We start from the raw sequence: 25,434 nt of genomic DNA, 5'->3' as shown, positions 1-25,434 counted from the left end.
TATCAACTGACTAATGTTAACGTGATTGAACGATCCTTATGTCATTGAGCTGCGAGGTCTAGGGGATATCAAAAAGACTGGATTTTCACGCTCAAAAAATTTTAATACCAGCTTGTGAGAGGGCTCAATTATGTTTTCAGGCGCGACCTTATCGTTGAATTCATTATCCGATGGCTTTGTAGAATTACGTTTTGATCGCCAAGATCTGCCTATCAACAAATTTGATAAGGCGACCTTGGCAGAATTGCAACACGTCTTAGAAATGCTCACAACCGATGACAGTGTCCGCGGTGTTGTAGTGACCAGTGCCAAAGATTCATTTGTGGTTGGTGCTGATATTACAGAATTCGGAGAAATGTTTTCCCAAGACATGCCCGATTTAATCGCGAATATCGAGCACATTACCTTTGATATTTTCAATAAATTAGAAGACCTACCTGTACCAACCGTAGTTGCCATCAACGGTTATTGTTTGGGTGGTGGTCTTGAGATTGCCCTCGCGGGTGATTTTCGAATTGCCACCCCACGTTCGACCATTGGCTTGCCAGAAACCAATCTTGGTATTATTCAGGGTTTTGGCGGCACCATTAGAATGTCTCGACTTGTTGGTGTTCGTACGGCGACAGAGTGGATTACCAAAGCAACCAATTATCCAGCTACCGAGGCCCTGAGTGCTGGAGTTATCGATGCGATTGTAGAGCCAGAGCAATTGCTGGATGAAGCCTTAGTCATTTTAGAGAAAGCGATTGCCGGTGAGATGGATTGGCAGGGCGCTGTTGCTAAGAAAAAATCACCTCTGATTGCTCCCGAAAATGATCCAGCCTTATTTGCCGAATTAAAAGATTCGGTGAGCAAATCGTTTAGTCATCATTATCCCGCGCTTTTAACCGCAGTCAAATGTATTGAGGAAGGCGCAAATCTTGATCGTGATGGCGCATTAAAAATAGAGGCGAAATATTTCGCCCAAATGGGCAAAACCGAAGTTGCCAAGCAATTAATTAACGTATTTTTAGCCGAGCAGGCCGTGGCTAAAATTGCTAAAAAATACGCAAAATCTTCAGAGCCTGTAAGTCACTCGGCGGTTTTAGGCGCTGGTATTATGGGTGGCGGTATCGCTTATCAATCGGCTTATAAAGGCACGCCGATTATTATGAAAGATATCAATCAAGCCGGTATTGACCTCGGTGTTAATGAAGCCACACAACTGCTTGCACGTCTAGAAAATCAAGGCCGAATTAACGCCGATAAAAAAGCAAAAGTACTTGCCAATATTTCGCCCACATTAACCTACGACGGATTTGATAAAATCGACCTAGTGATAGAAGCGGTTGTTGAAAATCCCAAAGTAAAATTAGCGGTATTGGCCGAAGTAGAAAAAGAAATCTCCGATAGCGCCGTTTTAGCTACCAACACATCTACGATTTCAATCGATTATTTGTCTGAAAATCTTGCTCGACCCGGAAACTTTTTAGGTATGCACTTCTTTAATCCGGTTCCTAAAATGCCGTTGGTTGAAGTTATTAAGGGTACCAAAACCTCAGACGCCGCTATTGCTAAAACCGTTAATTACGCTTTAGCGATGGGTAAAAAACCGATCGTTGTTAAAGATTGTCCCGGATTTTTGGTAAACCGCGTGCTATTCCCGTATTTGGGCGCCTTTATGCAAATGGTTAACGAAGGCATAGACTTCACAACCATAGACAAAGTTATGGAAGACTTTGGTTGGCCAATGGGGCCTGCGTATTTATGCGATGTTATTGGTATGGATACGACGGTTCACGCCGCAGACGTACTTGCCGAGGGTTTTCCTGATCGCATGAAATACGAATTCACCACTGCCGCCGAGCACTTATTAGCGAAGGATCGTTTAGGGCAAAAAAATGGTGTCGGTTTTTATAGCTACCCCAAAGACGAACGTGGCAGAGCGAAAAAGACCGAAGATAGCAACGCTGTTTCTGTATTGGATGAGGTTGTCACTGGCAACTGTAGTTATGATGAAAACACCATTTGCGAGCGATTAATGGTTGCATTCTGCTTAGAAGCAATACGCTGCTTGGAAGAAAATATCGTCGATAGTGCTGTTGAGTTAGACATGGCGATGCTGTACGGATTAGGCTTCCCACGATTCAGAGGCGGTCCAATTCGTTATGTAGAAACACTAGGCATTGCCGAGTTTGTATCAATTGCCGACAAGTATGCGGGTTACGGAAATCTTTATAAGGTCACCGATAAATTACGCGCTATGGCAGAATCTGGACAAACCTTTTACGGCGAATAAACCCTAGGAACCTATTAGGAACCTCCGATTAGCTCATTCATGATTTAATTGGAGGTTTCCTTAATAGATCACAGTTATTTTTTTCGGCCATGATTTTTATTGGTCATTTATGTGTTTGACGGGCATTTATGTGTTTGACAGGAAGGTTTCGTTGAATAAACAGTTTTAATTCAGAAGGCCATAATTACAAAGCCGCTAATTACAAAGGCCACAGTTCAAAATAGGTTAACCAAAAGAGTATCGTCTGCTGTATATCCCTGCTTTACATTAATCAGAGATTCCTAGAATATTTTTCTAAGATCTCCCCCTAAATAAACACCTAATTTATCTCTTTATTAAAAATGTCTACCACCATCATTTACCGCGAAGCAACGCTCGAAGATTTACCCATTCTCTTAGCATTTGAACAAGGCATTATTTCTTCTGAGAGACCTTATAATCCGTGTATAGAACCCGACCCAGTATCCTATTACAGTATTGCTGATTTAATTGAGAGTGAATATTCAAGCGTAGTCGTTGCGCAAAAAGAACAACGGATTCTCGCCAGTGGTTACGCAAAAATTTTGCCGTCAAAAGCGTATTTAACCCACAAAGAACATGTGCTATTAGGATTTATGTATGTCGATCCCGAGTTTCGTGGCATGGGTTTGAACGCAGGTATTATTGAGCAATTGGTTGCTTGGTCAAAATCGAAGGATATTAACGATATTTATCTGGAGGTATACTCAGAAAATACGGCGGCGATTTCGGCCTACCAAAAAGCAGGTTTTAAGCCGCACATTACACAAATGAAACTGAATTAAGAGCAATTGGAAATACCGGTTCATTCACTGAGAGGTTAATCCAAATTTCCAATGCCGAGTTAATTCTCCAATGGCACCTTAACTATGAAAATACAATACAGTTTTCCAGAACTTGTTTTACCGCCAGAGTCTGAGTTGGTGTCGCTCGAAGAGGTTAGAAAACTCTGTGAACTGGTGTTGGGCGGTCAATTAAAAGCTAACCATGTGAGCGAGCTACAGCTTGAATACATCAGCATAGAGCGCGCAACCGTAGCCATGAAAATGCCTTTTCAAGAACGGTTGGTGGGAAATCCTTCGAACGGTGTTATGCACGGTGGTGCCATAACGACCTTGCTCGATACCTGTTGTGGCTCGGCAGCATTGAGTGTTTTAAGTGAATTATCGTTTGCGCCCACTCTTGACTTGCGTGTTGATTATCTGAGCCGAGGTGACAACAGCAGCGATATTTTTGCCCACGCCGAGGTTTATAAAATGACGAAAAACATTATTTTCACGCGCGGCGTTGCTTATCAACAACAAGAAAAACCGGTTGCCACCGTACACGCTAATTTTTCACGACTCAGCGCCGAGCATACGGTGGCGATGCAGTCGAGTATTCATGCAATACTCGAAAAAGGAGCGGTTTAATACCATGGATCATTTTCTTGGAAATATTGAGCACATTAAGAACCAACGCGATTTCACAAAGCTTGTTGATGAAATTCCCTACGCGCAAACGCTCGGCATTAAAATTTTAGACACACAACAAGGCATTCTTTTCTGCTTGCCTGCTCAAGAGAGTGTGGTGGGTAATCCAACTCTGCCTGCCATTCATGGCGGTGCTATTTCAGGTTTTATGGAAGTCTCTGCGGCGATGTTTTTATTGTTAAAATTTGAACGACCGGTGATTCCTAGAGTGGTTGATTTCTCCATCGATTTTTTGCGAGCAGGGCGCTTATTCGATACCTACGCCTCTTGTGAAATTCTGCGTCAGGGTAATCGAGTGACGAATGTGCAGGTTCGAGCCTGGCAGCAAGAGGAGCACAAACCCATTGCGACGGCACGGGCGAACTTCATTACAGAGCCACATTAATCAAGTAATCAAGCCCAGTTACTCGAAAAATAATCATTCGCTCAGGGAAGAGGTCGTCGGCTGCTTTTTTATTCCGATTTTATAATCATCAACATGTAGCTCTGCTGATTGATTAGCCTTTCTTGCCTTGAAATCTTTTTGAAAGCCCTCACCTATAGTGCCAAGTAGGCACTGTGCTACCACCAGTGCCGTTTGAACAAGAGCAAGACTTATTATTTGAGGAGCTACTCTCGATGACTGTTGCCCAGAAGGAAACTCGCGGTTTCCAGACTGAAGCCAAACAACTCTTACATTTGATGATTCACTCTCTGTACTCCAACAGAGAAATTTTCCTAAGAGAACTTGTTTCCAATGCCTCCGATGCTGCCGACAAGCTGCGTTTTGAAGCGGTAAAAGACGATAGTTTGTTTGAAGGCGATAGCGACCTAAAAATCCGCATCGAATTTGATAAAGACGCAAAAACCGTCACTATCTCCGATAACGGCATTGGCATGTCTCGCGATGAAGTTGTGGAGCACTTGGGCACCATTGCTAAGTCGGGCACGGCCGCGTTTATGCAAAACCTCACCGGCGATGAGCGCAAAGATTCTCATCTTATTGGCCAATTTGGTGTTGGTTTCTATTCCGCGTTTATCGTTGCCGACAAGGTCGAAGTGTTCACCCGTAGAGCCGGTGCTAAGCCCGAAGATGGCGTGCATTGGGAGTGCGATGGCGAAGCTGAATACACGGTAGAAACTGTTGAGAAAGCCGATCGCGGTACCAAAATCGTATTGCATTTGAAAGACGATCAAACCGAATTTGCCGATGGTTGGCGTTTGCGCTCTATCGTTAAGAAATACTCCGACCATATTTCAATTCCGGTCGTTATGGCCAAAGAGCATTACGGGGCGGATGACGAAGACCAACCTGCAACTCCAGAAGACGAGGTTATTAACACCGCTACCGCGTTATGGACACGTCCACGTGGTGAAATAACCGATGAAGAATACAAAGAGTTTTACAAGCACATTTCTCACGATTTTACCGACCCTCTTAAATGGAGTCACAACCGTGTAGAAGGTAAGCTCGATTACACCAGTTTGCTGTACATTCCATCGAAAGCACCCTTCGATTTGTACAACCGTGACGGTTCACGCGGCGTAAAGTTGTACGTGCAACGTACCTTCATCATGGATGACGCCGAGCAGTTCTTCCCAATGTATTTGCGCTTTGTTAAAGGTGTGGTCGACTCGGCGGATTTATCGCTAAACGTTTCTCGTGAAATCTTACAGAAAGATCCAAATATCGATGCCATGCGCACAGCGTTAACCAAGCGCGTGTTGGATATGCTCGATAAAATGGCGAAAAACGATCCAGAAAATTACACCACCTTCTGGTCTGAATTCGGCCAAGTGTTAAAAGAAGGTCCGGCAGAAGACTACGTCAACCGCGAAAAAATCGCGAAATTACTGCGCTTCTCGTCCACCCATACCGATTCTAAAGTCCAAGATCAGTCTTTAGAGCAATACATTGAACGCATGAAAGAAGGCCAAGATAAAATTTATTTTGTGGCCGCTGAAAACTTCAATACCGCTAAGAACAGTCCGCATCTAGAAGTATTCCGCAAGAAAGGTATCGAGGTTCTCATTCTTTCAGATCGTGTTGACGAGTGGTTGATGAGCAACATGATGGAATTTGACGGCAAACATTTCCAAGATGTCGCCAAAGGTTCTCTAGACCTTGGCAAGTTAGATTCCGAAGAAGAGAAGAAGGCACAAGAAGAAAGCGAAAAGCAATTGGCGGGTTTACTTGAGCGCGCTAAAGAAGCTTTAAAAGACGACGTGAATAACGTTCGCATTACCCATCGTTTAACCGACTCACCTGCTTGTTTGGTGGTGGGTGAGCACGACATGGGTGCACAAATGCGTCGTTTGATGGAGCAAGCAGGCCAAGCTCTTCCCGAGGTTAAACCCGATTTAGAGCTTAACCCTGAGCATCCGCTGGTGGTTAAATTGGACATGGAGCCCGACGAAGATCGCTTTGTTGAGTTGGTAAAAATTCTGTTCGACCAAGCAAACCTAGCAGAAGGTGGCACCTTGTCAGACCCTGCGGGATACGTTCAAAGACTGAACAAACTCTTGTTAGAGCTATCTCACTAGCTCTCTCCTCCATAAAGCCAAGCATTTTGCTTGGCTTTATCACTACAGATCTCATAACCTACTGTCTTGATTTACACGTTGTTGTATCAATGTCAGCTTAATGAGCTAGCCTTAATCCAAAGGCGCAAATTTCTCGTAAAATTCATTATTTACAAGGATTTATATGCAAGGCCCAAAGAAAATTGCGGTTCTCGGTGGCGGAAGTTTTGGAACAGCAATCGCTAATTTCACTGCCTCTAACGGCCACAATGTTTTTCAATGGATGCGCAATGAAGAGCAGGCGCTGAGCTGCCAAAACGATCGCGAAAACAAAAAATACCTTCCCGGCTATAAGTTGTGCGATCAACTCACTATCACCTCGGATTTGACCGCGGCACTAACGGGTGCTCAGTTGGTGTTTGTATCCATTCCAAGTAAGTCTTTTCGCTCGGTGATTCAAACTGTTAAACCCCTGTTAGATCCAGGCGCTGGGATTGTCAGTACCGCTAAAGGTATCGAGCCAGAAGGCTTTGTGCTGATGAGCCAAATACTGGAAGAAGAAGTCCCAAATCACCCGATTGGTGTGTTAAGTGGGCCGAACTTCGCTAAGGAGATCGTTCAGAATCAGCAAACCGGTACGGTGATCGCCAGTGAAAACGAAACGTTGATAGAAACCGTTCAAGAGGTGCTCAGTTCACCCAGCTTTCGGGTTTATTCCAACCATGACCGCTATGGCGTAGAGCTCGGCGGCGCACTGAAAAATATCTACGCTATTGTCGCCGGTATGGCAGCGGCCATGGGTACAGGGCATAACACTCAAGCGATGTTACTGACGCGAAGCCTTGCTGAAATGAGCCGGTTTGCAACAGAGCTTGGCGCAAATCCAATGACTTTTTTGGGTTTGGCCGGTGTGGGTGATTTAATTTTAACCTGTACTTCCGATTTGAGCCGAAATTATCGGGTAGGATTCAGTATTGGTCGTGGCAAGACTTTGGATCAGGCCATAGAAGAAATTGGTCAAGTTGCCGAAGGGGTTAACACTGTTCGCATTGTTAAGAAAAAAGCGGACGAGTTGGATGTATACATGCCTTTGGTTTCTGGATTACATGCAGTATTGTTCGAGAATAAACCGGTATCAGAAGTTGCTAAACGACTGATGCAGGGCGAACAAAATTACGACGTTGAATTCACGGTAAAAAACAATGACTGACAAGCACTTCGCCTGGAATAAAGAAAATATTTGGTTAAGATTACTGTATATGGTCATTATTGGTTTTGGCGTATATATTTCCGTAATCTTAACGTGGCTTTTGGTCTTTCTTCAGTTTGTTCTAACCTTAGTGAGTGGCGAGCCGAACGCAAATCTATTGAAGTTTGGTTCGGGACTTTCTCAATATATCCAACAAGGTTTTCAGTTCTTGTCGTTTAACTCGGAAGAAAAACCCTTTCCATTTCAAGATTGGCCAAACACAGACGATAAGGTTGACGATGCATCCGATGTTGGTGGTTCCGACTAATCTAGCGATCTGTAAGGCAGCAATCTCTAAGACTGCACTGCTTATTGTTTAATTTTTTGTAATGTCACCGTAATCGTTCAAATCTACTATCAGATTTTTGAACGGGCCATAGACTTGTTGAGAGTAGCAACCATGAAACTATTCTTACTTCGACACGGCGAAGCAGAGCCTTATTGCCCAGCTGATAGTACTCGCCAGCTTACTGCTCGCGGAGTTGCTGAAACCAACGACGTGTTGGAAAAGCGCTCCCATGAACTCAACTCTGTCACATCGTTTTGGGCAAGTCCCTACGTTCGTGCTCAGCAGACAGCAACACTCGCACAAAAATTTATTCCTCATTTGATGTTCGATACCACCGAGTTATTAGTGCCGGAGGCTAATCCAGAGCGTTTGAGCAAGGCTATTGAACTGTCTGGCGTTGAATCACTTTTGATGGTCACTCATCAACCATTAATAGGAACCTTCGTCGATTGGCTTGCAGGTTTGGAGGCCGGTAAATTAAGGCTTGGAACCAGTTCGTTAGTGTGTATCGAAACAGAATATTTGATGGCCGGTGCGGGAGAGCTGTTGTGGGTAAATCAGCCCTGGTAAATTACCTGTGGCTTATAAAATCAGAACAGTACAGGTATTCAATCTATGAAGATCTTCTCTTCATTTAAAAGGTAGTATTAGTAGTTGATACAATTATAGAAACGCGTTTGTTTCAGCGTGTGGTGAGTCGTAAAAATAATTTTGCCTGAACAAAATTATTTATCCGATAGATGACCGCTCTAAAGCGAATTGTTTGAGCAATCAATACGATTGCTGTGCTTAAAAGAGTAGCAAATATTAAGTGCTCTGTGCTTAAAGAATGATTCGACTCATGCAACTGGCAAGTTACATGAGTCTCCAGTAATTAGAGCAGCATCCCTTGACCTTTCTTGGTCTATCCGATTATTCCTTTGTGCATCCTGCCAGAGAAAGTCTCTGTAAATTTTATTCCATTGCCGAAAGACTCATCCAGAATCCGTCTTCCTTGAAAACAATCAATCCTTGAAGTAACTATCCCAAACAACCTACGTACAAATCCAAGTACAAAACGTTCATCCTGAACGTGATTTCCCTATCTATGCTGTTTGATTGGCTTTTAAGCTTCCTGCTAATCCTTTTCCCTACCAAAGCATCCGGCTTCATCTGTTGTTGTGCGGTTTCCTTTGCACCTCTTCCCTGAACATTTCCTCCCTAAAAATACCTTCCTGTTTCATCCTTAATGGTCTTTTCCGTAACCTTATATTGGCTTCCTAGCCGATCATTCCGTGATTTTTTCCTAAGACCCCGAGTAGTCCTTCCCAGGTATACCTATTCAACTACTTACCTTGTAGTACGAGCTCTTATTCCTTAAGAAGATAGGTAATTCCATAAATTCGTTTAAGTAAATCTTCTTATTTATAGACAGTTCAGTGTAACTTTTTTATGAACTATCTCACCCAATCTCCATATTATGTCACTAATTCCTGTCGGAATTATTACAAACTCTGTTTATTGGTTTTTCGAATTTATGGATGTATCTTGCGCCAAGTCTGTGAATCCGTATGTAGGAGAAGTACTAAGATTTTGTAGGAGATATCGCACACGCTGGTGGAGATTTAAACGATTAAGGTCGAGATTTGACGTATTTATATAATTTGCGCGCAAATCGATAATATTAGAATTTTATGTTTAAAAAAATTGGCAACAAAATTCCGCTTAGATCGTATATTGTAACTTCCCTAGAAATAGTCTCACAGTAAGATTTGAATCGATTTTTGGCTCTGGTATACAAACCTATGATTTTTAGTTTTTTTGAGAGGTTGATAGAGCCTTTTCCCGAAGAGCATTTAAAACAACCTCCTAAGTCTTTACTAGCATTCTGTCGTCACTACTCGCAAGGTATTGAAAAGGTGCTGATTACAATGGCCCTGCTTACCGGCATGATTGCAGTGGGGGAGGCTTATTTATTCGGTATATTGGGGCAGCTGGTTGATTGGTTGGTGTCGTCCGACAGAGAGACATTCCTCGAAGAACAGTGGCCGAAATTACTCGGTATTTCTCTGTTTATCTTACTGGGAATGCCTTTGGCGGTATTTTTACACTCGACCATAGTGCATCAAAGTTTGTTGGGTAATTTTCCAATGGCAGTGCGGTGGCGCGCACACCGATACCTGTTGAATCAAAGTTTCAGTTTCTTTCAGGATGAATTTAGTGGCCGAATCGCCACCAAGGTTATGCAAACCTCCCTAGCGATTCGCGACTCTGTGATGAAGCTTCTGGACGTGTTGCTGTTCGCAACGGTGTATTTGATTACCGCCATTGTTCTGCTGGCAGATGCGGATATCAGGGTCGCTGTGCCACTGATTGTTTGGTTGTTTGTGTATGTTTTAGTTTTGCGTTTTTTTGTTCCTAAACTGAAAAGAACATCAGAAGTACAAGCCGATGCACGCTCACTGATGACCGGCAGAGTGGTCGATAGTTACACCAACATATTAACCGTAAAGCTTTTTTCCCATTCAAATCGAGAAGCGAGTTACGTGCGCGCTGGTATGGAGGAGTTTATGTCCACCGTGCACCCACAAATGCGATTGGTAACCCTGCTGAATTTAACGATTTGGATTACCAATATGTTGTTGGTCTTTTCGGTTGGTGCTTTAGGTATTTGGCTTTGGATGCAAGATGCAATCAGTACTGGCGCTATTGCTATTGCGATGAGTTTATCGATTCGACTTACCGGCATGTCTCATTGGATTATGTGGGAAGTTAGCGCCTTATTTGAGCAGCTTGGTACCGTATCGGATGGAATCTCAACCATCGCAAGACCTCGCGACGTCGTGGACATCGTTGATGCTAAGCCTCTGATTGTTCGACAAGGGGAAATCCAGTTCAACCAAGTGAATTTTTCCTACGGGCGTAAAGTTAACAATATCCAAGTTTTTACCGATTTGAATTTGGTGATTAACGCGGGTGAAAAGGTTGGTATTGTTGGGCGTTCTGGTTCCGGCAAATCGAGTTTCGTAAATTTACTGCTGCGCTTTTACGACATTCAGAGCGGCTCGATTTGTATTGATGGACAAAATATCGCGATGCTTAAACAAGAGAGTTTGCGCGAACATATCGCGATGGTGACTCAAGATACATCGTTGTTGCATCGCTCGGTTAGAGACAACATTAAATTTGGCAAACCCTTTGCCTCCGATGAAGAAATGATTGCAGCGGCCAAAAAAGCCAAGGCTCATGAGTTTATTTTGAATTTATCGGATTCGAAAGGTCGTACCGGTTACGATGCGTATGTGGGTGAGCGTGGCGTTAAGCTCTCTGGCGGCCAGCGTCAGCGTATTGCGATTGCCCGTGTGATGTTAAAAGACGCTCCAATATTAATTCTAGACGAAGCAACCTCAGCGCTCGATTCCGAAGTTGAAGTCAGTATTCAGCAAAGTTTAAACGAGCTGATGTTGAATAAGACGGTAATTGCTATCGCACACAGACTTTCGACTATTGCGGCAATGGATCGTTTGTTGGTGTTTGATCAAGGCAAGATTGTGGAGCAGGGTAGTCACGAAGAATTAGTGGCAAAAGACGGCTTGTATTCCCAATTATGGAAGCATCAAAGTGGTGGTTTTCTCACCGATTACTGAGTTGTTTTTATTTTAGCTAGGCGATTATTTATCTAATTTGTACAAAATATAATTAAGCGAATTTAATCAAAGATGCTTAAACAACAAAAACAAAAACAAAAACAAAAAAGCCCGACTATGTCGGGCTTTTTTTGCTAAACCGCTAAGGGTTCAGACCATCGTAAAGGTCTTAAATTAGTATTTAAGAGCAATACGGAAGTCGATGCTGTCGATGTCGTCGCCGCCATCGAATTCATCTTGAGAGTATTCAGCTGAGAAAACAGTGAATTTGTTGTACAAGTAGTCAACGCCAACACGGATAGTTTCGAACTCAACTTCGTCAGCTTCAGAGTAGTCTGCGTAGAAGCTTAACTTGTCAGTAGCTTTTACAGAAGCTTCAAGAATCAAGTAAGTTTCGTCGTCATCGATATCAAAACCGCCAGCTTGGATGATGGTTTCATCTAACTGAACGTATTCAGCAGAAACGTCGATTACGCTGTTAGACCAACCAAGACCGATAGTGGTGATGGTTTCGCCGTCGTTTTGTGGATCAACGAATACAGACTCTGCACCAATTACGCCGTAGATACCGGTGCCGCCAATGTTGGTGCCACGTAATTGCAAGAAGAAGTTGTCAGAAACAGAAGAGCCGTCGTCGCCGAACTCAGCGAAAGTTACGTCGTCGTAGTTGCTGTTTAGATCGAAAACACCACCACGTAGAGTGAAGTCACCGAAGTCAGCCCAAGAAATGATTGATGGACCAGCTTGGTTAGCAACTGCGAACAAACCGCCTGCACCGTATTCGATAGAAGCTTGGATGCTGTGGTCACCTGGGTAACCTTCTGGCTTCAAGCCGAATAATAGAGGTTGTGCACCAACAGAGAAGCTAACAACTGAGTCGCCAACATTGTTTAAAACGATGAATGCATCTTTAACGTCAACGTTGCCGTCTGCGTTGTCATCACCGTCAGTAAGAATTTCGGTACCGAAAACTAAAACGCCAGTTACGTTTTTGTAGGTAGATTGAGCAGCTAAGGCAGCTTTAGAAACGCCAAGACGGTCTTCGCCTTGCTCTTCAGAGTAACGATCGCCATCGCCGTAATCTGCACGGATGAAACCGCCAACTTTAACTTCTACGGTGTCGTCTTGTGCGAAGCTGTTTACTGAAACAAGAGTGGATGCAATGATAACTGCACTGGATAAACTTTTTTTGCTAATCCACATAAGAGAAACTCCTCCAATGAAAAGGGATTGTTAATTATTAATTAAATCTGTAACTCGAACAGAGATTGATTTTTGTATAAATTTTATAAAAAAAATCGGGCAGGCCACACATATAGATTTGGATAAACCAATCTCTGGGTTCCCTTTAAAAATCTTTTAAGTGAAAGCACCTAAAGGAAGGCTAGTAATTGTTATGTATCCACGTTCGGGGCGCGCATTATAGCAGCATTAAATATAAAGACTACTGTGAGTTTTACAGCAGTTTTGGATCTGAGCCACAATCGCCGAAGTTATCACAAAATTATCATAAGCCTGTTTAGGTTCCGTTAAGCATTCTCGGTCTTAAGTGTACGACTTATGTATTTAAAGCGTTTGAATACTAGCCAAAGTCACGCCAAAATATGATGGTAGTCTTTACAGTATTGCAGCGGCGAGGCATGGATATTAAAAATTTGTGAATTTGCAAATGCGTTTATCTATATTTTAGTTGTATTTTCTTGATGCAATCTTTGCTGAATATCCTTGCTGCAAACTCTTACAACCAATGCTTTTTATTCTCCGGTTTTTGTTGGACCTATTTTTCTTATACCCACTAATTTTTCTTATATCTACTAATGTTATACCAATAAATAGCGTGATCTATAGGATCGTTTCTATAGAAAACTCCGATTAACCCAGAGTTTTCAGAAACACAAAGCATGTATCGTCAATTTTAAGAGCGGTAAGTGGCTGAAATTATGAAGAAATTAGCAGTCGCATTGTTAACCACTGTTCTTTGATTAAATCATAAATGAGTTAATCGAAGGCTCTCATATTTGGATTGTATATTTAGAGCGCTATATTTAAGGCTCTATATTTTGACTCTCGCCGAATGTATTAAATACCGGTTTTTTCTACCGTGCAGACTAATTTTTTGATTTGAATTCCGATAAAGCGAGATCTTTACATTGCATCGCGTTTCTTAGTTGTTTCTTAGCATTTGGGTTTTGTAATTAAACACTCATCTCGCTTTTAAACATGGTAAGTGTTAGCCCATTTTGCAAGCAAACTGATCGCAGCGTAGTTACGGTAAAAGCCAACGATGTGTATTTAATACCTAATGGTGAGCTGTGTAGACGGTGTTTTTGATGGGAAGGGTTTACGTTAAAAGCAAAATAATCGGTAAAAAACTTCATTTAACGTCTGGCAATAACCAAGTTACACACTCGGGTAAACTGGTTTTATTAAGTCTCAGTCTATTAAATCCTAGAACTGCTGCCGATTACTGAGTGTTGAGAATTGCTGCAATTCTGAGAAATTGTCAGTGTTCCTATCATTATTTACGGCAATATTGCTCATTATTGCTGTGCAAATATTAAGTGCCTCGTGTGACTACAGGTACTGTACTGCTTAGCTAATTTTAATAAGGATCAATTAATCAGAGGTTTCAATTGTGATTGGCGGTACATTTGTGATTGGCGGTACATTTCTGCACCGCCGTAAATTCAGAGTTGATAGGATTCTTAGAGATTCGCCTCGGCATATTCAGCAAGAGCAGAGCGTGGAACACCTTGCAGTTGAATGCTGCCACCGGAAGCGAAGTTTTTGAAGCGTTCGCTCAGATAAGTTAAACCCGAGCTGTTAGCGTTTAAATAGGGAGTATCAATTTGCGCGAGATTGCCCAGACAAATGACTTTAGAGCCATTGCCCGCGCGGGTAATAATGGTTTTTATCTGGTGTGGAGTGAGATTTTGGCACTCATCAATAATGATCAGGCTGTGCTGAAAGCTACGTCCGCGTATGTAATTCAACGATTTGAAGTGTAAAGGCACTTTATTTAACACGTAATCAACACTGCCGTCGCAGTCTTCGTCTTCACAGTGCAAAGCTTCAAGGTTGTCGGTAATTGCGCCTAACCAAGGACTCATTTTCTCCGCTTCTGTACCCGGTAAAAAGCCAATGTCTTCGTCAAGGCCTTGGGTGCTTCGCGTTGCAATAATACGACGATAGGTTTTTGTAGCCATAGTCATTTCAATGGCGGCAGCTAGGGCGAGAATGGTTTTTCCAGAGCCGGCCGAACCCGTTAAATTAACCAAATGCACATCTGGGTCGAGCAATAGGTTGAGCGCGCAGGCTTGATAGATATCACGTGGAATTAAGCCCCAAGCTTCGGTGGTAAGGAGTTTTCCTTCGTCGAGGTGCAGCACGGTAATTTCGTGAGCATCTACATTGATAACTCTGCCAACAAAACCCATTTCATCCAAAATAAATTGATTTGGGTAAATATTTTGGATGGGATCAACGCGGGGCAATATATGAATTGTGCGGCCTAGCTGCTGCTCGGTATCAACTTTTTCAATTTGATCCCAAAAGCTGCCCTCAAACATCAAAAAGCCTTTATGCAAATATTCAATATCTGAAATCGATTGATCATTTTGATAGTCCTGGGCTTCAATTCCGCAGCCACGAGCCTTAAGGCGCATGTTGATATCTTTAGTAACCAGCACCACTGATTGATTGGGGTATTGGGCTTTTAAAAAACAGATGTCGTTAAGGATTTTGTTGTCGTTTAGATGGTTTGGAAGAAGAGTTACATTTTCGGGGCATTTAGACATCATAATCGATAGGGAGCCGAGATGAGAGTCGGTCGCTTCGCGCATAATCGGAACACCCGATTCAACGTCTTCGGGCTCAGCTCGGCCTAGGATTTTATCGATTTCACGGATTGCTTGTCGGCAATCAGCTGCGGTTGTATTGCGGCCGTTTTTAAGCTTGTCTAGCTCCTCTAAAACCGTCATTGGAATGGTTATGTGATGTTCTTCAAATTTTAATAATGCGGTTGGGTCGTGGATAAGAACGTTCGTATCAAGAACGTAGCGGATAGGAAGGTTGTTTTGGTTGTTAACAGCAATATGCGCTTGACCCATAAGCATCGATTCCTCTGAGAATGAGATGAAAGGCTTTGGTCGCGGTGCAAAATACAGATAAGAGAATTATGGAATTAAACTCTTAAAATTGCACCGTCTAAACTTTTATAACATCGAATTTGAGAATTTGCCAATGAAATAGCGCGCATTAAAAATGTAAAGAAAGGGCTTAAAATCCTGAGGGGTCAATAATATGACATTGTCTTGAGCATAAATCTACTGCTTATTTTTAATAAAAGTTATACGGAAAATATCCGCGTAGAAAACTTCTAGACTTTTCAAGTTATTAGCGTTGAAAGCTGGCAAAGTAGATTGAAAAAATAAATGCGAGCCGTTCCATAAAAAAAGACTTAACCGGTAAAAATAAAAAACTAAAAATTTTGTTAACATATATTAAGGCGGGGTTCTTACCTGTTTTTATACTAAACTTTATAGGACCCACTGATTAACTCATCTGGAGTTTTATCAGAGGACGGAAATTGAAAGTGCAATTTCTCATTTCGTCACAATTTCAATCACTTACCGTTCTTTAAATTGGCGACACATCTTTTGTCGCTCGGGACTCTAGGTTAATTAGAGTTTTCAATAAATTGATGCGGATTAATTTTGATCAAATTAAATATTTGGAATAAAAATTTAAAACATTAGCAGTGTTTAAAAATAAGACTCTTTTCTGAGCTTGTGATTTTTAAATTGTTGGTTCCGTAGTTTAAAACCTAATATTGCCGCTGTTTTGCGACACACATCCTTGTGTATTGAGCGCTTAAATCCATATTATGCTTGTCTAATTAATTCGGTGAGAATTCCAAAGCTATTCGTCTAGTTACTGTAAACAGGCTTAAGTTGCTCGGTTAAACCATTTTGAATGGGGGCGGTAGCCTTATTAATACCTTCTACGCCCATATCTTGGCCAATTTGGTAACGAATCGGCATAGGCTCTGATTGTTCAACCAAGGTTAAAATAGCGTCGGCAATATTTTGTGCATCTGAAATTGGATCTTGCTGCGCGAAAAAGCCTTTAAACATGCCTAATAATTTATCACGACCTTGAGCTAATTCGCCGTAGCTTTCTAGGCAATTTTTATCGCTAGGTTCTGGTGACGAGTTAACCAACTCGGTTCCGTGGCCACTTGGCTCAATGATGCAAGTCTCGATATTAAACGAGTCTAATTCGATTTGCAGTGATTCCATGTAAGCTTCTAATGCCCATTTTGATGAACAGTAAACGCCAAAATACGGAATCGATAAACGTCCGGCTGACGAACTTAAATGAATTAATTTGCCATTTTTATTGGCACGCATTGCGGGTAAAACGGCTTTCGTGGTGTTAATTGGGCCGAATAAGTTTACATCCATACAGGCTTGCACTTGTTCATTGGTGAAGGCTTCTGTTAAACCAACGGGCATGACACCGGCATTGTTAATTAAAACATCAATAGTATTTTGTTTTTGAATTTCGCTGATCACACTGTCACATTGTTCTTTAGAGGTAACATCCAACTCAGTTGGAATTAAATCTAATTTGTTTGCCGTCGCAAATTCTGACAATTCTTTAGCAATTGCACTGTTGCGAGTACTAATGTCGCGCATAGAGGCGTAAACTTTATGTCCAGCTTTAGCAAGAGTTTTAGCGGTTAAAAGACCAATGCCACGGCTGCTGCCGGTTAATAAAATGGTTTTTTTAGTTTGCATGATAATCCCGTTTTTAATTAAATAACGTTAGTTAATTCAGTGAAGGTTGCTCTGTAAGGGCGGTTAAAACATCTATTAATCAATGTATTTTTGAAGTGTTTAATAAAACTGATTTTGGTTGATTAATGATTAATGGTTGATTGCAAGTGCAGAGATTTAAGAAATAAATGTAAAGGCTGTGCGCTACCACTGGATTTCATGCGTGTTAATGCACCGCTCCAAGAATTCAGTAACCAGTCTGCTGCCTCTGTTCTGCTTAGGTGTTCTAAATTTAGCGACTTTAATTCAATGGCTTTTAAACAATCGGCTATTTCATTGCTTAATTCTTGCCATTGCCGATTAAGCACATTTTTTAATTCATTATTTTCATCGGCTAATTCGGTGGTTAAATTGCACATTAAGCAACCTTGAGTAAATTGTTTGGTTTTCATATCTTGCAGGGCGCTTTCAAAAAAACCTTGTAAACGATTGATAGGCGCTAGGTGCTGATTTTTAAGAGTTTTACGTGCCGTTTCCATTTGCTTTTGGTGATAAAATTCGGAAACAGCAATACCAAACTCTAATTTACTATCGAAATAGTGATAAAACGAACCCTTGGGAATTCCGGTTTCTCGCAGAACGTCGTTAATACCAATTTGCGAATAACTGGCTTTTCTGATTAAAGCCTCTCCGGCCGCAATTAAACTCTCTTTATTGCCAGAATATTTGTCATCGTTGCGCGTGCGAGCCATGGTTTTCGTTAAACTCTGATAGATTAGACTGGTCTATTTTTAACGAAATATTCGACAGAGATGTAGGCCACAAAATGGAAAACGACCTTTCTTATTTGAGAGGGTGCCTTGCCTGCGCTGCTTGAGCCGTTCTTCAGTAGAGGTTCTGCTTTGGAAGCTCTTACAGATAAATTTATTGGTATGTATTTTGACGTAATTAGGGTGAATACGATTTAAACAGGCCTGCGAGCATAGTTTGCTTGTAATATTTTCAATTATGTTGTCAATATATAAAGCACGTGGTTTTCTGTTTTAGTCGTCATCTACGTCAAACTAAAGGAAACTCTGATTCACCCAGAGTTTCCGGTGACACTCTGATGACACAAACAAAGATGTGTCGCCAATTTCAAGAACGGTAAGTAATTGAAATTGTGAAGAAATTGGAAATCGCACTTTTAATTTTTGTCCTCTGATTAAATCATGGATGAGTTAATCAGAGGTTCTTAAATAGGGGGCTAACTTGAGTAGTACAGATGCTGTGTCTTCAAGTTGTTGCGGACACAAAAAAGTCAATGACGATCCGGTGGCGCAATCACCCGATCAAACATCTTCCCAAAATGAATCGCTGCATTCTTGCTGCGGCCCTTCGCCTAAAACCAAAGTTGAAACTCACGAAGGTGAAGAGTCTAGCTGCTGTCATCCAAAGCAATCTATCGATTGGATGTTGTGGTCGAGCTTAATCATTTGTGCCCTCGGCTACGGCCTTTACGCATTGAACATCGATTTTGGTGTATCACAGGTAGAGACCTTAACTCACAGCGTGTTCGAGTTACTCAACACCATGTGGTTTAGTTTGTTGATTGCCTTCGTATTTGTTGGTGTTCTCGCACAAATTCCGCAAACCATTGTACTGCGTATTTTAGGCAAAGGTGGCTCAACCAGTGGCTTGGTTCGCGCCACATTAGCCGGTGTGCTTATGGATTTATGCAGCCACGGCATTTTAATGGTGGGTATGAAGCTGTATCAAAAGGGCGCTAGTCTGGGCCAAACCATGGCGTTCTTGGTGGCCAGCCCTTGGAATTCATTTTCGTTAACCTTGATCTTAATCGCCTTAATTGGTTGGCAGTGGACCCTAGCCTTTATTCTGTTATCAATGGTATTAGCAGTTACAACGGGTTGGGTTTTTGAGCGTCTTGTCGCGGCCGGTAAGCTGCCGTCTAATCCTGCGTCTTCGTCAACCGAGTTAGAGGAACACAGCCAAAAACCTTTGGGTACCTTGGTGAAAGAATCATGGTCTGGAATCACCTGGAATAAAGAGTTACTCAAACGCATTTTCGATGAGTCTGTTAGTGGTTCACGTATTGTCTTGCGTTGGTTGTTATTTGGTGTGGTTTTGGCGTCGTTGATTCGCGCGTTTGTCGATCCAGATGTATTCCAACAATGGTTAGGTCCATCTGTTTTAGGTTTGGCGGTAACACTCGTTGCGGCAACGATTATTGAAGTGTGTTCGGAAGGTTCCGCCCCCATTGCCGCCGATATTATGAATCGCACCTCGGCACCGGGTAATGGTTTTGCCTTCTTGATGGCCGGTGTTGCTACCGACTACACCGAGGTTATGGTCATCAAAGACACCATGAAATCTTGGAAGATTGCGTTGTTTTTGCCACTCATTACCTTGCCACAGGTTGTTGTGGTCGCTCTTATCTTAAACAATCTAGGTACATAAGCCTTATTATCCCAGCCTTATTATCCCAGCCTTATTACCCCAGCTATGGCCAGCCATAAATAGTGCTGGGGTAATCTCCTTCTTCATCTTCATGTCACGTATCTCCTATTTTGATTGATCTACGAGTCCGTGTTCTCTAGGTCAGTGTTCTCTAAAAGCGCTCACATTCCATCAAATTAGTTCAATTTCTCCTAAATATTGAAACTTTCTTGTGAAATAAAAGACATATTCAAGATTTGCTTTAGGAATTGATCAAACAATCCCTAATAATGACCACCTCAATATTTATCATAAAAATTGACTATAAGTTGACCAAAAAGGTAATCAAGATGTTGAAAAGCGCGAGATTAACGTGGAAATCTTTCATGCTGCCGGCCTTAGCAACCGCGACCTTAGCATTCGCTGGGCAGACCTTCGCAGAAACCGCTGCTGAAAAAGCCATTGCCAAAGCGTTAGAAAGTTCGATTCGAACCGACGAAGACAAGGCGCGTGATGCCGAGCGTAAGCCTGTCGAAACTCTGACCTTTTTCGGTCTTGAACCCGATATGGAAGTTATCGAACTGTTTCCAGGTGGCGGCTGGTACACCAAAGTTTTGGGTAATGTATTAAAAGAAAAAGGTAAACTCTATGTCGCCATTTCAACGGGTCGCGTAAAAGATCAGCTTGAAAATTGGGACTTGAAAGATGTTGAAATTCTTGCCCCAGAGTCGGAGTTAACCAATACCGATATTCGCGGCGTGTTTAATGTTAAAAATCTAGACTTCGCCAAAACCGGCGTAGACATGGTGTTGACCTTCCGTAACACCCACAACTTCACACCTGAGGCTCGTGCGGAACTCAACAAAAAAGTATTTGATACACTCAAGCCCGGTGGCGTTTACGGCATTATTGACCACACCCGTCGCCACAACCAACCCTACAGTCGCCCAGTATGGCGTCGTGTTGATCCGGTATTAATGATCAAAGAAGTAGAAGCCGCAGGATTTGAATTTGTCGATTACAGCGACCTTCACTACAACGCCACCGATGACCTGAAAAAAGACACCACCGACAAAAGCTTTGAAGGCTACAGCGACCGTTTTACGTTGAAGTTCAAAAAGCCTGAGTAATTAAATTATTTAAAATAAAACCTCGATTTAAATCGGGGTTTTATTTTTAAAATTTCATGTTTAGGAACCTCTGATTAACTCATCCCTGATTTAATCAGAGGACAGAAGCTAAAAATGCGATTTCCAATTTCTTCACAATTTCAATCACTTACAGTTCTTGAAATTGGCGACACATCCTTGTGTCGCTGGAAACTCTAGGTTAATCAGAGTTTCCTTTATTGTTTTAAATTTATTTTTGCTTAAATTCCTGTGGCTTTTTTAGTTATTAAACACAAGTAATTTTATTTGTGTAAATAATTTTAATGTGCTTATCCCTCACCAGACTGAATTTCTTCCAATAGTTCTTGCGTTTCTTTTGTATTTGGATGTTCCTTGCCAAGTATGTATGTTTGCTGTTTTAACACCTCACTTGCTAATTCTTGTGCCGCTTTTATCTTACTCAAATGATTTAGAAATTTACTTTTAATATATAAAGTTTTTAAGAGCTCAGGGTGTTCTTCCCCAAAAGCTTGTTGGAATTTTGGCAGTAGCGTGTTTATAGCATCCATTGCTTCCTCCGTGTGTCCAAGTTCAAATAATATTTTTGCCCGTAACAAAAACGTTACCAGGGTGTTTGGGTGGTCTTTGCCTAATACCTGTTGGCGAATAGGTAACAAGGTATGAATGGCATCCAATGCGTCGTCATTCCTCCCTAAATTACTCAGTATCAGTGCTCTTAAATGCTGAGTGTTGAGGGTGTCTGGGTGTTCTTTACCTAGTACTCGCTGCTGAATTGGTAGCAAGGTATCAATGGCATCCAGTGCGTCGTTATCGTTCCCTAAATTGCCCAGTACATCAGCTCTTAAAAATCGGGTCATAAGGGTATTAGGGTGTTCTTTGCCATTTACACGTTGCTGAATTGGTAGCAGGGTATCAATGGCATTCAGTGCGTCACCGTTTTTCCCTAATTGGCTTAGTACCAGTGCTCTTAAATGCAAAGTTGCTAGGGTGTCTGGGTGTTCTTCGCCTTTAACACGTTGCTTAACTGGTAGCATGGTATCAACGACATCCAGTGCCTCTTGATAGAGCCCTAAAAACAGTAACGATTGTGATTTGTTATATTGTGCGGTAAGCAGCTGGGGGTGATCAAACGCTAAGCGTTGCGCGACCTGTTCTGCCCTGATGGCAAAGCGATAGGCGGTAAAGTGATGGCCTGTAATAACATTTTGCGTGCATAAAGTGCAAAATCGAGAAGACAGCCTTTCTGGATCGGGGGTCTCGCTAAACAGCTGGTCAATAATACCTTCTTGGTCGCGGGTTAATTCTTCGCCTTGATGTTGCCAATTGATAGCGGCTTTTAGTTCCAGTAGTTCAGCAAGGTAACTCAGGTAGTCTTTGTTGTTGGGTTGCAGTCGGTTGGTGAGTTCGGCAAAGCGAGTGGCTTCTTGCAGGCCGGTTTTTTGTTGATATTCGCGAGATAGATCGTACCAGCCGGCCAATTCATTGGTTACCTTAGCGAAATCTTCACAAATACCGTTAAAACCGTTGAGTAATAGCTTGTAGGCGCGTCCTTCGTTGCCATCTTGTCGTTCACTGTTGACCTGTTTAAGCCAGGTGGCGGGCAACTGATTGCGGGTGTGTTCGAGTTCGGTTTGGGTTTTTTGTAAGGATTTTTTCAGCTCACGGGATCGTTCTTGTTCAGTCGCGAGCAGTTTTTGGTAATGTTCGAGTTCTTCCGACAGCTTAGCCGTCTTACTGCGCAGCAGTTTTTTACCTATCCAAATTATAAGTGCCGTTAATGGGCCGATAACAACACCCAGAACGCTTAGGATAATGCCAAATTGATCAATTGAACTTTTCTCGCTGAATAACTGATAAATCTCTAGAAAATACGACCACATGTGAGTCAACCTTTCCTGTTATTACGAATTTCCGTGTTTTAAAATGAATAACGAATGCCTGCTGGTACCTTGTGCGGGTTGTGGACTATTTTTTAACGATCATACCATTGTTGTTGTTCCATGCTACCGACTTTTCCTATCTCAGATTTACTGCCATCGATTCAAGAATCCATTGCCAAAAACGATGAGTTGCTGCTAATTGCGCCACCGGGCGCGGGTAAAACCACGTTAGTGCCTTTGGCGTTGCTCGATGGCTTTAGCGAGTTGGGAAAGATTATTGTTATTGAACCACGCCGAATTGCAGCGCGCACGGCGGCGATGCGTATGGCGGAAATTCTTGAAGAATCTGTTGGTGAAACCGTGGGTTTTCGGGTGCGCTTACAAACCCAAGTGAGTGCGGCGACGAAAATCGAGGTGGTTACCGAAGGGGTTTTTCTGCGTATGCTTCAAGATGACCCAAGCTTAGAAGACGTAAGCTTGGTGATTTTTGATGAATTCCACGAGCGCAGTTTAAACAGCGATTTGGCCTTGGCGTTAACGGTTAATTCAAAAAACTTGTTTTCTGATTTACGGGAAAGCCCGCTAAAACTGATTGTGATGTCGGCAACGCTGGATTCTCAGGGTTTATCCGGCGCGCTTTCGAGTTATTTAAATAAAACCGTTCCCGTACTTGAAAGCCCCGGAAAATCGTTTCCGGTTGAGATTATTTATTCCGCAAAAAATTATTCTACGTTTGATGTTTATTCAGAGGTTTATGGGTTTGTTACTCAAGCGCTTTCAAAAACCGACGAAAATGTATTAGTCTTTTTGCCCGGCATTGGCGAGATTAATCGCGTAAAAAATCATTTAGAAGAAAACAGTCTTCAGCATCATTTTGGCCCCAATAGTGTCGAGATTTTTGCCTTGCACGGCGGTTTATCGTTAGATGCACAAAACGAAATTGTTAAGCCTAAAGACAACAATAAAAATGTTCGTCGAGTGATTTTGTCTACCTCTATTGCCCAAACCAGTTTGACTATTCCCGGTATTACCGCCGTGGTGGATACGGGTTTGGTGCGCTTACCAGAATTTGATGCCAAAACCACGACCACGCGTTTGGTAACAAAATTGGTTTCAAAAGCGACGGCTAAACAGCGCACCGGCCGGGCTGGCCGTTTAGGGCCGGGTGTGTGTTTTCGCATGTGGAGCGAAGAAAAAGATTATCAATTACCTGAATTTGATACACCCGAAATTTTATCGTCAGATTTGACGGATTTATTGCTGCAAATAAAAGCTTGGGGAATTGATGACGTTAGCGATTTATTTTGGTTAGACGCTCCGCCAAAACATTTGCTCGGTGCGAGTATTACTTTATTAAATGACTTAGGTGCTTTTAAAGAAGGCCAATTAACGCCACTAGGCGAACAGATGGTATTGCTTCCAGTAGCGCCGCGTTTGGCAAAAATGTTGTTAGTTGCAAAAGCTATGGCCGTAAACAATATTGTAAGCCAGCGTAATGTTAGCGGTGATATTGAAACGCTGGCTTGTAACATTGCTGCCTTAATTCAAGATTATAAGCTTAAAGGTAATAGTGCAGATTTGTTTTCTGTTATTGAATCGATGAGTCAGTCATTTTCGAAAAATAATCGTGATTTATCGGCCTCACTTAAAATTGCTCAACAGTTAATGCAGCTTGTTAAAAATCTGTCGATAAAAGACCTGTCGATAAAAAATCAAGATAATTTACTTAATTTAGAAATCTTAAATTCAGCGTTTTTATCTCCGGTTGATGTTGCCAAAGAGTTAGTAGCATTTTTGCTGGCGCAAGCGTTTCCCGATCGAATTGCAAAAAAAGTTCGTGGTGAAGTCTATAAGTTAGCGAATGGGCGTGGTGCGGTATTAGATGAGCTTGATCCATTAATTGCTAGTGATTGGTTAGTGGTTATTGATTTGGGTGGACAAAAAAATCAATCTCGCGATCGAATTTATTCAGCGGTAGCTTTACCCAAAACAGTAATTGAAAATTCATTATCTTATTTGCAAAAAAACTCAACCGATATTCGTTGGAATGATTCGGACGGACGTTTTGTTGCTGTAAATACCGTAAAAGTGGGCGCTATTGTTTTAAAAGAAACGCCTGTTGAAAATATTACTTCTGCGCAGCGAGTTGAGTCGTTAATTGATTGGTTTAAGAGTAAAGGCGAAACCGCTTTAAATTGGGTTACTTGGGACGACACTGTGCTTCAGTGGCGCCAGCGTGTTCAATTGTTAAAAACCATTGATCCCGATTCAAATTGGCCGGATGTTTCTAATGCCGGTTTGATGAATTCTATAGAACTTTGGCTGGAACCCTACATTGCCAATGTTAGCAATTTGTCGCAGTTAAAAAATTTATCGATGACGGCTCAACTTTCTAGTCTGCTTGATTGGCAACAGTCGCAAACTTTGGATGAACTGCTGCCCGAAAAAATTACCGTGCCTTCGGGTTCTAAAATCTCGATAGATTATCAACAAAATCCTCCGATATTGGCGGTAAAGCTTCAAGAAATGTTTGGTTTGGACGCAACTCCGACGTTGGCAAACGGTAAGGTGTCGCTGAGTATTCATTTGTTGTCTCCGGCGCGCAGACCACTGCAAATCACCCAAGATCTAGCCGGGTTTTGGAAAGGATCCTATCAAGAGGTTCGTAAAGAGATGAAAGGCCGTTATCCCAAGCATCACTGGCCTGAAGATCCCTATTCGATTGCACCTACCGCAAGAGCCAAACCACGAAAGTGATAGAGCGCTTTAAATTC

General features: G+C 42.2%; 17 protein-coding genes. 12 read left to right on the top strand and 5 right to left on the bottom strand.

Going from position 1 to position 25,434, the window contains the following annotated elements; genetic code table 11:
- Window positions 1–130 precede the first annotated feature (130 nt).
- From fadB to ACYQ2C_RS01965, 9 genes are all read left to right on the top strand, one after another.
- Window positions 131–2,278 carry a fatty acid oxidation complex subunit alpha FadB gene (gene fadB / locus ACYQ2C_RS02005; protein ID WP_460099691.1) on the top strand — a complete coding sequence of 716 codons (2,148 nt, stop codon included), beginning with the start codon at window positions 131–133 and terminating at the stop codon, window positions 2,276–2,278.
- Between the two features lie 341 nt (window positions 2,279–2,619).
- Entirely contained in the window at window positions 2,620–3,081 is a 462-nt protein-coding gene (locus tag ACYQ2C_RS02000) for an N-acetyltransferase family protein (RefSeq protein WP_460099694.1), read from the top strand.
- Window positions 3,082–3,165: 84 nt separating this feature from the next.
- Window positions 3,166–3,708, top strand: a complete 543-nt coding sequence (locus ACYQ2C_RS01995; protein ID WP_460099697.1) for a PaaI family thioesterase — start codon at window positions 3,166–3,168, stop codon at window positions 3,706–3,708.
- 4 nt (window positions 3,709–3,712) lie between these two features.
- On the top strand, window positions 3,713–4,153 hold the full coding sequence (locus tag ACYQ2C_RS01990; protein WP_460099700.1) for a PaaI family thioesterase: 441 nt from the start codon (window positions 3,713–3,715) through the stop codon (window positions 4,151–4,153).
- Between the two features lie 233 nt (window positions 4,154–4,386).
- Window positions 4,387–6,291, top strand: a complete 1,905-nt coding sequence (gene htpG, locus ACYQ2C_RS01985; RefSeq protein WP_460099702.1) for a molecular chaperone HtpG — start codon at window positions 4,387–4,389, stop codon at window positions 6,289–6,291.
- A 163-nt stretch (window positions 6,292–6,454) separates the two neighbouring features.
- Window positions 6,455–7,480: an NAD(P)H-dependent glycerol-3-phosphate dehydrogenase gene (locus ACYQ2C_RS01980; protein WP_460048677.1), complete on the top strand. Its 1,026-nt coding sequence runs from the start codon at window positions 6,455–6,457 to the stop codon at window positions 7,478–7,480.
- Window positions 7,473–7,787, top strand: coding sequence for a DUF4389 domain-containing protein (locus ACYQ2C_RS01975; RefSeq protein ID WP_460099705.1), 315 nt, complete (start codon window positions 7,473–7,475; stop codon window positions 7,785–7,787). Before ACYQ2C_RS01980 ends, ACYQ2C_RS01975 begins: the two co-directional genes overlap by 8 nt.
- A gap of 132 nt (window positions 7,788–7,919) precedes the next feature.
- The gene (sixA, locus tag ACYQ2C_RS01970; protein ID WP_460048675.1) at window positions 7,920–8,378 is read left to right on the top strand and encodes a phosphohistidine phosphatase SixA; all 459 of its coding nucleotides are present in this window, start codon (window positions 7,920–7,922) and stop codon (window positions 8,376–8,378) included.
- A 1,217-nt stretch (window positions 8,379–9,595) separates the two neighbouring features.
- Window positions 9,596–11,434 carry an ABC transporter ATP-binding protein gene (locus ACYQ2C_RS01965; RefSeq protein ID WP_460099838.1) on the top strand — a complete coding sequence of 613 codons (1,839 nt, stop codon included), beginning with the start codon at window positions 9,596–9,598 and terminating at the stop codon, window positions 11,432–11,434.
- Between the two features lie 174 nt (window positions 11,435–11,608).
- Here ACYQ2C_RS01965 and ACYQ2C_RS01960 read toward each other — a convergent pair whose 3' ends face one another.
- The 4 genes from ACYQ2C_RS01960 to ACYQ2C_RS01945 all read right to left on the bottom strand — a co-directional run bounded on the left by ACYQ2C_RS01960 (window position 11,609) and on the right by ACYQ2C_RS01945 (window position 17,966).
- Complete coding sequence (locus ACYQ2C_RS01960; RefSeq protein ID WP_460048674.1) at window positions 11,609–12,637, bottom strand: hypothetical protein; 1,029 nt, start codon at window positions 12,635–12,637, stop codon at window positions 11,609–11,611.
- Window positions 12,638–14,139: 1,502 nt separating this feature from the next.
- Window positions 14,140–15,543: a PhoH family protein gene (locus ACYQ2C_RS01955; RefSeq protein WP_460048673.1), complete on the bottom strand. Its 1,404-nt coding sequence runs from the start codon at window positions 15,541–15,543 to the stop codon at window positions 14,140–14,142.
- Window positions 15,544–16,362: 819 nt separating this feature from the next.
- Complete coding sequence (locus ACYQ2C_RS01950) at window positions 16,363–17,235, bottom strand: SDR family oxidoreductase (RefSeq protein WP_460048671.1); 873 nt, start codon at window positions 17,233–17,235, stop codon at window positions 16,363–16,365.
- Window positions 17,236–17,357: 122 nt separating this feature from the next.
- On the bottom strand, window positions 17,358–17,966 hold the full coding sequence (locus ACYQ2C_RS01945; RefSeq protein WP_460099711.1) for a TetR/AcrR family transcriptional regulator: 609 nt from the start codon (window positions 17,964–17,966) through the stop codon (window positions 17,358–17,360).
- 499 nt (window positions 17,967–18,465) lie between these two features.
- Between ACYQ2C_RS01945 and ACYQ2C_RS01940 the strand changes: the two genes are divergently transcribed.
- Window positions 18,466–19,671: a permease gene (locus ACYQ2C_RS01940; protein ID WP_460099714.1), complete on the top strand. Its 1,206-nt coding sequence runs from the start codon at window positions 18,466–18,468 to the stop codon at window positions 19,669–19,671.
- A 365-nt stretch (window positions 19,672–20,036) separates the two neighbouring features.
- Window positions 20,037–20,780: a class I SAM-dependent methyltransferase gene (locus ACYQ2C_RS01935; RefSeq protein ID WP_460099717.1), complete on the top strand. Its 744-nt coding sequence runs from the start codon at window positions 20,037–20,039 to the stop codon at window positions 20,778–20,780.
- A gap of 308 nt (window positions 20,781–21,088) precedes the next feature.
- On the opposite strand, the gene ACYQ2C_RS01930 is transcribed toward ACYQ2C_RS01935, so the two are convergent.
- Window positions 21,089–22,660 carry a tetratricopeptide repeat protein gene (locus ACYQ2C_RS01930; RefSeq protein WP_460099720.1) on the bottom strand — a complete coding sequence of 524 codons (1,572 nt, stop codon included), beginning with the start codon at window positions 22,658–22,660 and terminating at the stop codon, window positions 21,089–21,091.
- A gap of 120 nt (window positions 22,661–22,780) precedes the next feature.
- Here ACYQ2C_RS01930 and hrpB point away from each other — a divergent pair, with 120 nt between their 5' ends.
- The gene (hrpB, locus tag ACYQ2C_RS01925) at window positions 22,781–25,417 is read left to right on the top strand and encodes an ATP-dependent helicase HrpB (protein WP_460099722.1); all 2,637 of its coding nucleotides are present in this window, start codon (window positions 22,781–22,783) and stop codon (window positions 25,415–25,417) included.
- The last annotated feature ends 17 nt before the right edge of the window (window positions 25,418–25,434 follow it).

This window comes from Sessilibacter sp. MAH3, from assembly GCF_054658275.1.
The sequence above is the reverse complement of the archived record's forward strand: the minus strand, read 5'-3'. Positions and strand labels throughout refer to the sequence as shown.